The organism is Streptomyces sp. NPDC006332, assembly GCF_040612855.1.
Taxonomy (GTDB): domain Bacteria; phylum Actinomycetota; class Actinomycetes; order Streptomycetales; family Streptomycetaceae; genus Streptomyces.
This window is the reverse complement of record NZ_JBEXRA010000070.1, coordinates 1-13,881: the sequence shown is the minus strand read 5'-3', so window position 1 is coordinate 13,881 and position 13,881 is coordinate 1. Positions and strand designations below refer to the sequence as shown.

Genomic DNA, 13,881 nt, shown 5'->3' with positions numbered 1-13,881 from the left:
CATGACCCCCGCCACGACCACCACCCCCGCACCCACCCCCACCATGACCGAACCGGTGCCGTTCCCCCGATTCCATGCCCGCCGACGACCCACGATCGGAGCCCGAGCATGTCCCAAGCCCCCTCCCGACGCCGCGTGTTGAAGCTCGCCGCAGGGACCGCCGCCGTCACCCCGCTGGTATACACGGCCACTCCGGCGCAGGCCGCCCCCACCGGCCCGGCCGCCGTCGAGGCACTCGCACCGGCCACCTCGGCCGAGCCACCCACACCGTCCACCTGGGCCGTGCGCCCCTTCGCCCTGGGCCAAGTCACCCTCGGCGACGGTGTCTTCCGCCGCAAGCGTGACCTGATGCTCGACTACGCCAGGTCGTACCCCGCCGACCGCATCCTCGCCGTCTTCCGGGCGAACGCGGGCCTCGACACCCGAGGCGCCCGGCCGCCCGGCGGATGGGAGACCTCCGACGGCAACCTGCGCGGCCACTTCGGCGGGCACTTCCTCACCCTGATCGCCCAGGCGTACGCCGACACCCGGGAGGCCGCCCTCAAGACCAAGCTCGACTACCTGGTCACCGTGCTCGGCGAGTGCCAGCGGGCCCTGGCCGAGCATGGCTCACCGAAACCGAGCCACCCCGGCTTCCTGGCGGCGTACCCCGAGACCCAGTTCATCCTGCTGGAGAGTTACACGACGTACCCCACCATCTGGGCTCCGTACTACACCTGCCACAAGATCATGCGGGGTCTCCTCGACGCGCACACCTTGGCCGGGAACGCACAGGCCCTGACCATCGCCTCGGCCATGGGCGACTGGGTGCACAGCCGACTCGGACGGCTGCCGAAGACGCAGCTGGAGCGCATGTGGTCGATCTACATCGCCGGCGAGTACGGCGGCATGAACGAGGTACTGGCCGACCTGTACGCCCTCACCGGCAAGCAGGAACACCTCGCCGCCGCCCGCTGCTTCGACAACACGGCGCTCCTTGACGCCTGCGCCGAGGACACCGACATCCTCAACGGGCGCCACGCCAACCAGCACATTCCCCAATTCACCGGCTACCTGCGGCTGTTCGACCACACGGGGGAGGAGGAGTACGCGGCCGCGGCCCGTAACTTCTGGGGCATGGTCGTGGACCCCCGCATGTACAGCCTGGGCGGCACGGGCCAGGGCGAGATGTTCCGGGCCTCAGGCGCCGTCGCGGCCACGCTGGACGCAAACAACGCCGAGACCTGTGCCACGTACAACATGCTCAAACTGAGCCGGCAGCTGTTCTTCCACGAGCCCGACACCGCCTACATGGACTACTACGAGCGGGGCCTGACCAACCACATCCTCGCCTCCCGTCGGGACGCCCCCAGCACGACCAGCCCGGAGGTGACGTACTTCGTGGGGATGGGGCCCGGGGTCGTGCGCGAGTACGACAACACCGGCACCTGCTGCGGCGGCACCGGCATGGAGAACCACACCAAGTACCAGGACTCGGTCTACTTCCGTTCCGCCGACGGCGACGCCCTGTACGTCAATCTGTATCTCGCCTCGACCCTGCGGTGGCCGGAGCGGGGCCTCGTCATCGAGCAGGCGAGCACCTACCCGGCCGAGGGCGTTCGCACGCTGACGTTCCGTGAGGGCGGCGGACGGCTCGACCTGAAGCTGCGGGTTCCGTCCTGGGCCACGGGAGGCTTCACCGTCACCGTCAACGGGGTCCGGCAGCGAGTCGAGGCGGTGCCCGGCAGCTATCTCACCCTGAGCAGGGACTGGCGGCGCGGTGACCGGGTGAGGATCTCCGCGCCCTACCGCCTGCGCATGGAGAGGGCGTTGGATGATCCCGCCGTCCAGTCGCTGTTCTACGGGCCGGTGTTGCTGGTCGCGCAGAGCGGGGAGACGACGTTCCGCTCGTTCTCCTTCTACCGGGACTTCACGCTCCGGGGCGATCTCGCGGACGCGATCGAGCCCGGGGGCCGGCCGCTGCACTTCACCACCCACGGCCTGACCCTCGCACCGTTCCACATCGCGGACGACACCCGCTACCACGCCTACTTCCGGCGCTCGGAACCCGTCGTGGTGTTCGGCGCGACCGACTCGGGCGTACCGAACCGGGCTCGCGGCGACGGCTTGACCTTCCTCGACGTGCTCTGGGCGCAGGCGCCGTTCGCGACCTCAGGCCGTTTCGTCGCGGCGGTGCGCGTCCTCGCCGGCACATGGTCGTCCGAAGGGCTGTTCACACCGGCCGAACGGGACCGCGTGGTCGCGGCGGCGACCCGCGCGGACCTGCGGCGCTGAGGGGGCCGGACGGCCCCGACGGAACGCGCGGGGGCGTCCGGCCCGGCCCCGCAGCTGTCGACCGTGCGCTCCGGTCAGTCGGTAGCGGGTTGGCAGAACCAGCCGACCGACCCCCACCCGCCCCTCGGGTGGGGGTCGCCAGGCACGGCCGCTGAACCTGACCGCCTATTCGGATCACTCGGTGCGCAGGGCCGTGGCGGTTCGGGCCCCGGCGGCCCAGCCGGCTGGCAGGAGCGCACCCAGGGTGGCGATGAGCAGGGCGCCGAGCGCGAGCGGGACCAGTTCGGCACCGTGGTAGACGGCGATGACTGAACCGGGGAGGCGCAGCCCCACGCTGTCGCCCATCGCTGGGAGGACGAAGCCGTGCAGGGCCACGCCGAGCGGCACGCCGACAGCGCCGGCGACCAGGCCGGTCACGACGACCGAGGTGACGACCATTGCGACGGTCTGCCGGGGCGTCATACCGAGCGCCTTGTGGACACCGATCTCCCGCACGCGCTCGCGGGTGTCGAGCAGCACCCCGTTGAGCACGCCGAGCGCGGCGACGGCGACGAGCATCAGCGTGAGGATCGCGGACAGCGCGTTCAGCGTGACGACCATGTCGCTGCCGGCGTCGAGCCCGCCGGCCCGAGCTGTGGCCCCCAGTGGTGCCAGGTCCTTGTTCAGCGCGGCGACGTAGTTGGAGACCTCGGTGCCCGAGGTGACCGCGATGTGATGGCTCGTCTCCTTCAGGTCGGGATGTGCGGCCGTGAGGGTCGAGGCGTCGGTGAAGACCTGCATGCCGTCGTTGCGGGGGTCGAGGACCTCGCCGACGATCCGCACCGTGACCGGCTCGGCCAGGCCGCTCAGGGTGGCGGTGTCGCCGATGCGGGTGCCGGTGGCGGCCAGGAAGGGAGTCGGGACCACGGCCTCGCCCGGCTTGTCGATCCAGCGGCCCGAGACCATCGTGTAGCCGCCCCAGGAGGCGTCGCCGGTGAAGGCGACCACGTCGATGGTGCCGGTCAGGCCGGACACGGTCGCCCGTACGGTCGTGGCGCTGTAGTACTTCCGGGTTCCGGCGCTGCCCTTGATGGCCGCGGCGACCGCGGCGGGATCGGCCCTGGGCCGCTTCTCCCGGCCAGGGGGTCCGAAGTCCGGCAAGGGCGCGGGCACGACGACATCGGCGGCGTCGTGGGCCTTGGCCTTCATCACCTGGCCGAGCGAGGCGCCCATCCCCACGGTGAACGTGACCGCGACGGTGCCGAACAGGACCGCCGTGCCCATGGCCAGCGCACGGCCGGGCCGCGCGAAGGGCCGGGCCAGGCCCAGGGCGACCGGCTGCGGCAACGGCAGCCGACCGGCCAGGCGGACCGCCCACCGGCCGCGCCCCGCCGAAGCGGTACGCCCGACCGCGAGCGCGTCGACCGTACGCAGCCGCCCGGCCCGCCAGGCACTCGCCCACGCGGTCGCCGCCACCAGGCCGAGCACCCCGGCGACCACCGCCAGGTCGACCCAGGGGGCGATGGACAGGGAGGAGGTGCCGTAGACCTCCTCGGTCTCGGCCAGTACGGGGACGGCGAGCAGATGGCCGGCGAGGACACCGAGGACCGTGCCGACGGCCGCCGGGATCAACGCCTGGCCCACGTAGGCCCGTACGACCTGGGCCGGGGTGAAGCCGACGGCCTTGAGGACGCCGATGCGGCGCGTCCCCGTACCCACGGCCGACGCGACGACATTGCCCACGACGAGCACCGACATGACCAGTCCCAGGGCCCCGAACGCGATCAGGAACGGAACGTAGAGGGCGGTGTCGCGCTCGGCACCCTTCTTGACGGTGAGCCATGACCGTTCGCCGACGGCCGAACCCGGCGGCAGGGATCGGGTCACGGCCTTGCCGCCCGCGGTGATCTGCGCGGCGGTGCCCGCGTCGGTGAAGCGGTAGAGCATCTGGTAACCGCCGCTGCCGGGCGCGGTGAGCGCCCGCATCTGGGAGGGAACCACCCAGGCGTCAGCGGTCTGCGTGACCGAGCGGGCCACACCGACCACCGTCAGCGTCGGACCGCCGGACAGATCCGGGAAGGCGATCTTCATGCCCAGGGTCGGCAGGAGCGAGGAGTTGGCGGACAGCACGATCTCGCCGGGGCGCGTGGGCCACCGCCCGTCGAGCAGCGCCACCTCGTCCACGTCCCGGCCGGAATCGGGCCGACCGACCACGGTCAGCGGCCACCCGGAACCCGGGCCCTCCGACCGCGGAGTGACCGTCGCCGTACGGAACGGCCCGGCCGCACTGCTCACCCCGTCGGCGCCCCGGGACTTCGACAGCTGCCCGGCACTCACCTTGCGCGCGTCGAACTGCACCGACAGATGCGCGCCGTGCTGCCCCGCGAAGGCGTCCTCGAAGGGCGCACCGGACACCACGAGCAGGGACCCGCCGAGGACGGAGGCGGCCACCGCCATCATCGTGGCGAGCCCGATCACCAGCGTCTGCACCCGGCGCCGTCCCACCCCCGAGCGCACGACCTTGCCGAGGGCGCTCATCGGACGGCCCCCGGGGTGACGGCCCGCGACCGGACGTCCTCGGTGATCCGGCCGTCGGCGATCCGGACCGTACGGTTGGTGCAGGAGTGGGCCAGAGCCAGATCGTGGGTGACCACGACGATGGTCTGGCCCTCGGCGTTGAGGTCGCTGAGCAACCCGCTGACGTCCTGTCCGGCGGCCGTGTCCAGGGCCCCGGTCGGCTCGTCGGCCAGCAGCAGGGCGGGCCGGTTCATCAACGCCCGGGCCACCGCGACGCGTTGGCGCTCGCCGCCGGACAGCCGCCCCGGGTAGGCGCGGGCATGCCGATCGATGCCCAGCAGTTCCAGGAGTTCCGCGGCCCGGCGGTCCGTCTCGCCACGCGCCATACCCGCGAGGCGCGCGGGCAGGACGACATTGTCGGTGACGGTCAGATCGTCGAGCAGGTTGAAGAACTGGAAGACCATGCCGATCTTCGACCGCCGGTAGAGCGCCGATCCGGATTCGCCCAGCCGGTCCACCCGCACCCCGTCCACGGTGACCGTCCCCGCGTCGGGCCGGTCCAGGCCCGCGATCAGGTTGAGCAGCGTGGACTTGCCGCTGCCGGACGGGCCGAGGATCGCGACGGCCTCACCGGGCCGCACGGTCAGCGACGCCTCGTGCAGAGCGGGCGGGCCGTCGTCGTATCGGCGGCTCACCTCGCGCAGTTCGATCACCGGCACGGTCATGAAAGGCTCCTTGGGTACGGGCAGTTGGCTGCGTGAACGCTATGAGCGGACCCGGCCCGCCCGCGTCCGCCGCTCGAACCCCTTGCGGTACCGCGCTTGGACGATCCCCACAGACGTCATCCCTGCGATGTAGGCGGGTGATGTATCCGGTGCGCTGCGAATGACCACTGGGACGGACTCCGTGGGCCCGCGCGGCGGGGACAATGAACCGGTGATGGACGTACCCACGACGTCGGTGCGACTGCGGGAGGCCGCCCGCCGGACGGTCCGCGACGCCAGGCTTCCCAGCGGTCCACCGCTGCGGCCCACCCGGCGCGCCTGGCAGTTCGACGCGCTGATGGCGCTGACCCTCGGGATCGCCACCGTCTACTACGGCATCGACAACGTCGGCAACGTCGTGCTGCGGGAGATCGCACCCGGGGTGGCGGTCGCCGTGCCGCGCCCGGCCGGGCCCGGCGGCCTGGTTCTCATGGTGACCCTCGCGGTCGTCGCCTCGGGCGCCCTGGCGCTGCGCCGCCGCTACCCGCTCGCCGTGCTGTGCGTCGTGACGGCCGCGACCCTGGCGACACCGCAGAGCGTCCTGCGGCTGACCTTCTACGCGTTCGTCATCGCCGTCTACAGCGCCGCCGTGTACAGCCCCTACCGGGTGGCGACCCTGGCGGCACTGCCGTTGTCGGTCGTCCTGGTCGGCACCTCGGGGAACTCGGTGACCCCGATCGTCCCCAACGAATACATCGCCCTGCTGATCCTGGTCCCGATGGCCGTGGCCGCCGTCGGCCTGCGTACCTGGAAACTGCGCACCGACGAGGGCCGCACCCGGCTCTCCGCGCTGGAACGCGAACAGGCCGAGGCGCTGCGCCGGGCCGTCGATCACGAGCGGGCCAGGATCGCCCGCGAACTGCACGACGTCGTCACGCACAACGTCAGCGTGATGATCATCCAGGCGGGCGCCGCCCGCAAGATCATGAGAACCTCCCCGGAGCAGGCCGGCGAGGCGCTGCTCGCCGTCGAAGCGGGCGGACGGGCGGCCATGACCGAACTGCGCCACGTCATGGGACTGCTCACCATGGCCGACGACGAGGGCACGGACGGTGGAGACCTCGCCGACACGGCCGTGCAGCTCGCCCCGCAACCCGGCCTGGATCAGCTGGAATCGCTGGTCGGACGGGTCCGCGGCACCGGACTGCCCGTCGACCTGACCGTGATCGGCCCGCCTCGCCCCCTCCCGCCCGGCCTCGAACTCGCGGCGTACCGCGTGGTCCAGGAAGCCCTGACCAACACCGTGAAGCACGCGTCCCGCGCCACCGCCGCCGTGACCGTCGAATACGGCCCGCGGCGGCTCCGGGTGGAAGTCGTCGACACCGGTGGGCACCCGGGCGCGGGTGTGGCAGCCGGAAGCGGCCGGGGCCTGATCGGCCTGCGCGAGCGCCTCGCCGTCCATGACGGAACGTTGACCACCGGGCGACGTCTGACCGGTGGCTACCGGGTGGAAGCCCTGATCCCCTTGGAGACACCGTGACCGAGCCGCTGCGGGTGCTCCTCGCCGACGACCAGACCCTGGTACGCACCGGATTCCGGCTGATCCTCGGCGCCGACGGCATCGACGTCGTCGCCGAGGCGACCAACGGAACCGAAGCGGTCGAAGCGGCCCGGCGCACCCGTCCCGACGTGATCCTGATGGACGTCCGGATGCCCGAGACGGACGGCCTGGAGGCCACCCGCCGTATCCTCACCGGCGCCCCCGACGAACCCCGCGTCATCATCCTGACCACGTTCGACCTCGACCGATACGTCTACGCGGCACTGTCCGCCGGGGCCAGCGGCTTCCTCCTCAAGGACGTCACCCCCGAGCATCTGACCGCGGCCGTCCACACGGTCCGTACCGGCGACGCCCTCCTCGCGCCCGCCATCACGCGGCGGCTCGTGGAGCGTTTTGCTGGAGACGGACATGGGTGCAGTGCCGGAGGCGAACATCGATGCAGTGCGTCAGGCGACCAGGGACGCAGTGCCTCAGGCGAACCCCAGTACACCGCCGAAGGCGAACACCGGCACAACACCCCCCGCGGCGGCCACACCGCCCCCCTCCACCGCGACCTCGCCCCGCTCACCCCGCGTGAGCTGGAAGTCCTCGGCCTGCTCGCCCGAGGACTGAGCAACGCCGAACTCGCCGCCCGCCTGCACCTGGCCGAGACGACCGTCAAGACACACGTCGCCCGCATCCTCGCCAAGCTCGGACTCCGTGACCGTGTCCAGGCCGTCATCGTCGCCTACGAGACCGGGATGGTCAGCGCCGGTTCACGCGCGGCCGCCCAGCAGTCCACCGAGCAGACGTAGTCGCCGAAGCCGAGCGAGCCGTCAAGTGGTCGCCCACGCAAGGGATTTGAGGCTCCGATCTTGACCGTCCCCGGGTCCCGGGCTTAGCGTTCCCGCGTTCACGAAGGATTGAAACGATTCAATTCCAGCGCTTGGGGCGACACATGCAGAACCACATCTCACGGCGAGGCGGGATATCCCGGCGCACGGTCCTGGCCGCCTCGCTGGCCGCGGGCACCGTCACGGCCCTCGGAGCGACCGGCTCGCCGTTCGCCACCGCTCTTCCCCTGACCGGCAGCCAGAACCTCACCGGCAACTGGTTCACCACGCCCCCGCACTCCGTGCGCCCCAAGTTCCGCTGGTGGTGGCCGGACGGGCTGGTCGACCCGGCGGAGGTCGCCCGTGAGATCGACCAGATCGCGGACGCCGGTTTCGGCGGCGCCGAGATCGCCGCCGTCCACCACAGCATCAAGGACAAGACCGTCCTGGACACCGCGCACCACGGTTGGGCCGGTACCCCCTGGCGCGAAGGCGTCCAGGCCGCCCTGCGCCAAGCCGCCCGCCGCGGTCTGACCATCGACCTCACGCTCGGCCCCAGCTGGCCCGTCGCCGTCCCCGGCGTCACCCCCGACGACACCGCCGCCGCTCAGGAACTCGCCTACGGACGCGTCTCGGTGGCAGCGGGCGCCCGCTACCAGGGACCCGTTCCCGAGCCCGTGCACGAGGCCGGCTCCGGGGTCACCCGCCGCACCCTGCTCGCCGTGCAGGCCGCCCGCGTCGAGCCCGCCAACGGCACCCGCAAGGAGACCGGCCTCGACCTCGACAGCGTCCACGACCTCACCGCCACCGTCCGCGACGGGGCCCTGACCTGGACCGCCCCCGCCGAGGGCGACTGGGTTCTGCTCTCCTACTGGCAGCGGGGCACCGCCCAGCAGCCCGAGTCCGGACCGCACTCCGCCCCGGCCGCCTACGTCGTCGACCACTTCAGCCCCACCGGCACCAGCGCCGTCACCGACTTCTGGGAGCGGGTCGTGCTGACCGGCACCATGCGGCGGCTGCTCAAGGCGGCCGGCGGTGCCTTCTTCGAGGACTCGGTCGAGCTGGAGACCGACTCCCTGGTGTGGACGACCGCGCTGCCCGACGCCTTCGAACGACGCACGGGCCGCCCCCTCCTGCCGTACCTGCCCGCCCTCGTCCTCGACAAGAGCAACCAGGTCTTCGCCTTCGAGGCTCAGCTCACCCGGCAGATCCGCCACGACTTCTGGGAGACCGTCTCCCATCTGTTCAACACCCACCACGTCACCGCCCTGCGGGACTGGGCGCACTCGCTCGGCATGTCACTGCGCGCCCAGCCCTACGGCCTGCAGACCGACGCCATCGCCTCCGCCGCGATCCTCGACATCTCCGAGGGCGAGTCACTCGGGTTCAAGAACCTCGACGACTACCGCTGCCTGGCCGGCGGACGGGACCTCGCCGGACACCGGGTGCTGTCCTGCGAAGCGGGCGCCTACAACGGCTCCGCGTACAGCACGACTTGGGACAGGTTCCTGCGCACCATGGGCGGCGCCTACGCGGCCGGAGTCAACCAGACGGTCGTGCACGGCTTCTCGTACGCCACCGCCCCCGGGGTCAGCTGGCCCGGCTTCGCCGCCTTCAGCCCGTACAACGGCGGGCCCGGGTACGGCGAGTCCTGGGGGCCCAGACAGCCCACCTGGCAACACGTCCGGGACGTCGCCGGCTACCTCGGCCGGGTGCACCAGGTGCTGCAGACCGGCACCCCGCGCGTCGACGTGGCCGTCTTCCGGCAGACCGGCTACACCGCCACCGGCATCGGCGCCTCCTGGTTCACCGCGACCGGCGTACCGCTCGGCTGGACCCACCAGTTCATCAGCGGCCCGCTCCTCGACCTGCCCGGAGCCCGCGTCTCCGGAGGACGCCTCGCCCCGGACGGCCCCGCCTACCAGGCCCTGTTCGTCGAGGGTGACTTCTTCTACGGCTCCACCCCGACCCTCGCCCTCGCCGACGCCCGCAAGCTGCTGAAGCTGGCCAGGGCGGGACTCCCGATGGTCCTGCTCGGCACCTTCGACCAGGCGCTCACCCCGGGCGTACCCGGCCCGGACGAGACGGACCGGGTGCGTGACGTCCTCGCCCGCCTCCTCGCGCTGCCGCACGTCACCGCCGTCACCGACAAGGCCGCCGTCGGCGACGCCCTCACCGCCCTCGGTGTCACCCCGCACGTCCGCCACGCGACGCCGTCCACGCTCCTCAACGCCCACCGGGTCGATGGCGACACCGACTTCTACTACCTCTGCAACGGCAAGCACGCCGAGACCGTCAAGCCGCCCGTCACGACCGTCGACCACGACGTCACCCTGCGCCGCACCGGGCGCGGCGGCACCGTGCCCTACCGCCTCGACCCATGGACCGGCGAAGTGACCCGCGTGGGCCGCTACACGTGGGACGGCGACGACGTCACCGTCCGGGTCACCCTCGAACCGGGCCAGGCCATGGTCGTCGCGCTCGGCCGCCCCGGCCTCTTCGGCGACCGCAACGGCGGACACCCGCACGCCGTGGCCGGCGACGCCGACCGGGTCCTGTTCACCGACCGCGGCCTCGCCGTACGCGTCGAGACCGCCGGCACCTACACCACCCGGCTCTCCTCGGGCCGTACGGTGACCACCAATGTCCGCTCGGTCCCCGAGCCAGTCACCCCGGGCCGCTGGCACCTCGACGTCGAGGACTGGCTCCCCGGAGCCGAGCCGACCGGCACCGGAATCGTCCGCCGCAGGCTCACCCTCGACGCCCTGCTGCCCTGGTCGCAGATACCCGAACTGGCCGACTCCGCGGGCCTCGGCCGGTACCGGACCACCGTAGCTCTTGGCTCCGACTGGACGTCGTCGTGCGGCGCGTACCTCGAACTGGGTCAGGTCGGCGACACCTTCCGGGTCACCGTCAACGGCACCCGCCTGGCGCCGGCGGACCGGCTCCACCCGGTCGTCGACCTGGGCGGACACCTGCGGCGCGGCGACAACGTGATCGAGGTCGAGGTGGCGACCCCGCTCGTCAACCGCCTCCGGGCGGCCCAGCCGGCCGTCTTCGGCGCCGTCGCCCGCCAGGCGTACGGGCTCATGGGGCCGGTCCGGCTGGTGCCGTACGTGCAGCGGCCATTGCGCTGACCGGCGCCCACGTACCGGTCAGGGCTTGATGCCCACCGCGGTCCACAGGCTGACCTCGGCGTCCGTCAGCGCCCGGCGGGCTTCGTCCCCGTCGGGCGCGTCCGGACGCCAGCGGTGGCCGACGGTGACCCCGGGGTCGAGGAGGGTGAGCCCGTCGAAGAAGCTCGCGACGTCGTCCCGCGAGCGGAACTGCACCGGCGTCCCGGCGGAGGTGTAGATGTCGGTGACCTTCTGCCAGGTGGCCGGGTCGAAGTCGGGCGTGCAGTGGCTGAGGGCCAGCGCGCTGCCCGACGGGAGGGCGTCCAGCAGCCGGCCGAGGATCCGGTGCGGGTCCTGGGCGTCGGTGACGAAGTGCATGAGGGCGTTCAGCGACAGGGCGACCGGCCGGCTCAGGTCCAGGACCTCGGACAGCTCCGGGGCGTTGAGAAGCGCGTCGGGGTCGTTGACGTCCGCCTCGATGTACGTGGTGCGGCCCTGGGGGGTGCTGCGCATCAGGCGCTCGGCGTACTTGAGGACGAGCGGGTCGTTGTCGGCGTACACCACACGCGCCTCGGGGACCACGCTCTGCGCCACCTGGTGCAGGTTCGGCTCGGTGGGGATGCCGGTGCCGATGTCGAGCCACTGACGGATGCCGTGCTCCTGGGCGAGGACCCGGGTGGCGCGGTGCATGAAGGCCCGGTTCTCGCGGGCGCACACGAAGATGCCGGGGTAGACCGCGGCGACCGTCTCGGCCGCCTGCTTGTCGATGTCGAAGTGGTCCTTGCCGCCGAGGTAGTAGTCGTACATGCGGGCCGAGTGCGGCCTGCTGGTGTCTATGCCCCGTGCGGGTCGGGTGTCGCTCATCCTGTCCCCTTCGATGGTGTGCGTGGTGGGTGCGGGGCGGGTCGGCGGCCGGGGCCGACGGGGTGGGTTCCCGCTCGCGGTTCGGTTCAGCGGGCTGTCAGATGGTCGGCGAGGCCCCGCTTGATTCCCCGGACGAAGGCGGTGATCTCCTCCGGGGTGTAGATCAGCGCGGGGCCGGTGGGGTCGGTCGACTGCCGTAGCGCCACCCGGCCGTCGGCGAGTTGCTTGGTCTCCACGCACTGGCCCCCGTTGGGACCGCTCCAGGGGCACTCCCAGCCGTGCTCGCCGAGGTCGGAGGCGGGCATGCCGTTGTAGACACGGCCGTCGGCGATGGTCATGAATACTCCTTGCGCATGCGGTTCAGCAGGGCCTTGCTCTCCGCCGATGAGGTCAGCAGGGACATCCGGTTGTGCGCCTCGAGATGGGCCGAGACGTCGGAACGCTGGTCCAGGTACACGGAGGCGGACAGGATCTCGCTGTAGACGACGTCGGGCAGTTCGGGTTCCTCGAACCGGAAGTAGGTGAAGGGCGCGCACGCCCCGACGTGCGCGCCCGCGGTGAACGGCACGACATCGACGCTGACATGGTCCAGTTCCGAGACCTCCAGGAGCCGGTCGATCTGCTCCCGCATGATCTCGGCGCCGCCCGCCACCCGGTGCAGGACGGCCTCCTCCATCACCACCCACAGCGTGGGCGCGTCGGGCTTCTCCAGCAGGCTCTGGCGGCGCAACCGAAGATCCACGCGCCGCTCCAGGTCCTCATCGCTCTCGTTGGGGAACCCGCCGCGCAACACGGCGCGCGCGTACCCGTACGTCTGCAGCAGCCCCGTCACGTACTGCGGTTCGTAGGTACGCAGGGTCCTGGCCCCGCTCTCCAGACTTACGTAGGCGGTGAACCAGCTCGGCACCACGTCGCGGTAGGCATGCCACCAGCCGGGCTCGTTGGCCCGCTCGGCCAGGTCCACGAACTCGTCGATCTCCTGCTGGTCGGCCCCGTAGGTCTGCAGCAGCTTCTCCACGTAGAGAGGCTTGAGGCCGACGTCCGCCTTCTCCAGACGGCGGATGGTCAACGACGTCACGCGCAGGGCTCTGGCCGCCTCGTCCAGTGAGACCCCGGCGCCGAGCCGTCTCTCCTGGAGCCTTCGGCCCAGGATCATGCGCAGGACGGTCGGTGCGCTGGTGCCCGCGCCGGAACGAGCGTCGCTCACTGCGCCACCTCCTGATGCGTTGTCACTGCAGGTAACCTGACAGTGACTTGATGACACGACCAGGCGGATACCGTCGCGCTGAAATTATCAGGGGGACGGTTGCAGTGTGAACTTGCCGGAGAGCATAGTTACTTCTGTGGCGATCCGGTCGACTGGGAGCGCGTCGCTGTCAACATTTCGCGTCACCTCGCGCAGTTGGCATTTGTCGGCAATTCGGCCCTACCTGGCTGTTTTGGCGGGAACACCCCCCGGCAGGTCCTCTCCTGGGCTCCGTCTCCCCACCGCGGCCCCCTGATGGAAGGCGACAAGCGTGTCCCCCCACACGACTTCCTCCCCCCAGCTCCTGGACGTCGCGAGCCCGGAGCGTACGCACTGGATGGAACTGCCCGCGCACCGCTCCAGCGTCTCGGCCGCCCGCCGTTCCGCGAACGCGCGCATGGACGACTGGCACCTGCCCGCCGAGATGACCGCGGAGGCGGTGCTGCTGGTGTCGGAACTGGCCACCAACGCGGTGTGCCACACGCCCAGTGTGCGGATCCTGTGCGGGATCGGGCTCATCACGGACCACTGTCTGCGGCTGGAGGTCCACGACCACGCCTACGCCGTCGACAGGCTGCCGCGCTGCGAACCGGGCCCCGAGGACGAGGGAGGGCGCGGCCTGTTCCTCGTCGAGGAGATCGCCCACACCTGGGGGATCGACCGATCCCGGCTCACCGGCGGCAACGCGGTGTGGGCGACCTTGCTCATTCCTGACGCGACGTGACGCCTTCACGGTGTAGGTGTGCGCGAGGGCGCCGTCGCGGATCGACTTCCAGGCGTCCACGATGTCGATGAGGCCGGCCCCCTC

10 protein-coding genes are annotated in these 13,881 nt (G+C 71.5%); 5 read left to right on the top strand and 5 right to left on the bottom strand.

Annotated features, from left to right (window positions below; translation table 11 throughout):
* Positions 1-108: 108 nt before the first annotated feature.
* The gene (locus tag ABZ027_RS38355; protein ID WP_356776818.1) at positions 109-2,274 is read left to right on the top strand and encodes a beta-L-arabinofuranosidase domain-containing protein; all 2,166 of its coding nucleotides are present in this window, start codon (positions 109-111) and stop codon (positions 2,272-2,274) included.
* A gap of 174 nt (positions 2,275-2,448) precedes the next feature.
* Here the strand turns inward: ABZ027_RS38355 and ABZ027_RS38350 are convergent, their stop codons facing one another.
* Positions 2,449-4,791 (bottom strand): FtsX-like permease family protein, encoded by a 2,343-nt coding sequence (locus tag ABZ027_RS38350; protein WP_356776816.1) that lies wholly within the window; start codon positions 4,789-4,791, stop codon positions 2,449-2,451.
* The gene (locus tag ABZ027_RS38345; RefSeq protein ID WP_356776814.1) at positions 4,788-5,495 is read right to left on the bottom strand and encodes an ABC transporter ATP-binding protein; all 708 of its coding nucleotides are present in this window, start codon (positions 5,493-5,495) and stop codon (positions 4,788-4,790) included. The genes ABZ027_RS38350 and ABZ027_RS38345 overlap by 4 nt, the downstream gene beginning before the upstream one ends.
* Before the next feature lie 214 nt (positions 5,496-5,709).
* Between ABZ027_RS38345 and ABZ027_RS38340 the strand changes: the two genes are divergently transcribed.
* The 3 genes from ABZ027_RS38340 (at position 5,710) to ABZ027_RS38330 (ending at position 10,984) form a co-directional block, all read left to right on the top strand.
* Positions 5,710-7,014, top strand: a complete 1,305-nt coding sequence (locus ABZ027_RS38340) for a histidine kinase (protein ID WP_356776850.1) — start codon at positions 5,710-5,712, stop codon at positions 7,012-7,014.
* Positions 7,011-7,829: a response regulator transcription factor gene (locus ABZ027_RS38335; RefSeq protein WP_356776812.1), complete on the top strand. Its 819-nt coding sequence runs from the start codon at positions 7,011-7,013 to the stop codon at positions 7,827-7,829. Before ABZ027_RS38340 ends, ABZ027_RS38335 begins: the two co-directional genes overlap by 4 nt.
* A 143-nt stretch (positions 7,830-7,972) precedes the next feature.
* Positions 7,973-10,984 (top strand): glycosyl hydrolase, encoded by a 3,012-nt coding sequence (locus ABZ027_RS38330; protein ID WP_356776810.1) that lies wholly within the window; start codon positions 7,973-7,975, stop codon positions 10,982-10,984.
* An 18-nt stretch (positions 10,985-11,002) separates the two neighbouring features.
* Here the strand turns inward: ABZ027_RS38330 and ABZ027_RS38325 are convergent, their stop codons facing one another.
* The 3 genes from ABZ027_RS38325 to ABZ027_RS38315 all read right to left on the bottom strand — a co-directional run bounded on the left by ABZ027_RS38325 (position 11,003) and on the right by ABZ027_RS38315 (position 13,034).
* Complete coding sequence (locus tag ABZ027_RS38325) at positions 11,003-11,827, bottom strand: SAM-dependent methyltransferase (RefSeq protein ID WP_356776808.1); 825 nt, start codon at positions 11,825-11,827, stop codon at positions 11,003-11,005.
* 86 nt (positions 11,828-11,913) lie between these two features.
* Positions 11,914-12,165, bottom strand: coding sequence for a DUF397 domain-containing protein (locus ABZ027_RS38320; protein WP_356776806.1), 252 nt, complete (start codon positions 12,163-12,165; stop codon positions 11,914-11,916).
* The gene (locus ABZ027_RS38315; RefSeq protein WP_356776804.1) at positions 12,162-13,034 is read right to left on the bottom strand and encodes a helix-turn-helix transcriptional regulator; all 873 of its coding nucleotides are present in this window, start codon (positions 13,032-13,034) and stop codon (positions 12,162-12,164) included. Before ABZ027_RS38315 ends, ABZ027_RS38320 begins: the two co-directional genes overlap by 4 nt.
* A gap of 310 nt (positions 13,035-13,344) precedes the next feature.
* Here ABZ027_RS38315 and ABZ027_RS38310 point away from each other — a divergent pair, with 310 nt between their 5' ends.
* Positions 13,345-13,797: an ATP-binding protein gene (locus tag ABZ027_RS38310; RefSeq protein ID WP_356776802.1), complete on the top strand. Its 453-nt coding sequence runs from the start codon at positions 13,345-13,347 to the stop codon at positions 13,795-13,797.
* Positions 13,798-13,881: the final 84 nt, after the last annotated feature.

Bases quoted from the DNA above. Each gene is read 5' to 3' on its own strand.
- ABZ027_RS38325 (WP_356776808.1), bottom strand. From the start codon at position 11,827: ATGAGCGACACCCGACCCGCACGGGGCATAGACACCAGCAGGCCGCAC.
- ABZ027_RS38350 (WP_356776816.1), bottom strand. From the start codon at position 4,791: ATGAGCGCCCTCGGCAAGGTCGTGCGCTCGGGGGTGGGACGGCGCCGG.
- ABZ027_RS38340 (WP_356776850.1), top strand. From the start codon at position 5,710: ATGGACGTACCCACGACGTCGGTGCGACTGCGGGAGGCCGCCCGCCGG.
- ABZ027_RS38355 (WP_356776818.1), top strand. From the start codon at position 109: ATGTCCCAAGCCCCCTCCCGACGCCGCGTGTTGAAGCTCGCCGCAGGG.
- ABZ027_RS38345 (WP_356776814.1), bottom strand. From the start codon at position 5,495: ATGACCGTGCCGGTGATCGAACTGCGCGAGGTGAGCCGCCGATACGAC.
- ABZ027_RS38320 (WP_356776806.1), bottom strand. From the start codon at position 12,165: ATGACCATCGCCGACGGCCGTGTCTACAACGGCATGCCCGCCTCCGAC.
- ABZ027_RS38330 (WP_356776810.1), top strand. From the start codon at position 7,973: ATGCAGAACCACATCTCACGGCGAGGCGGGATATCCCGGCGCACGGTC.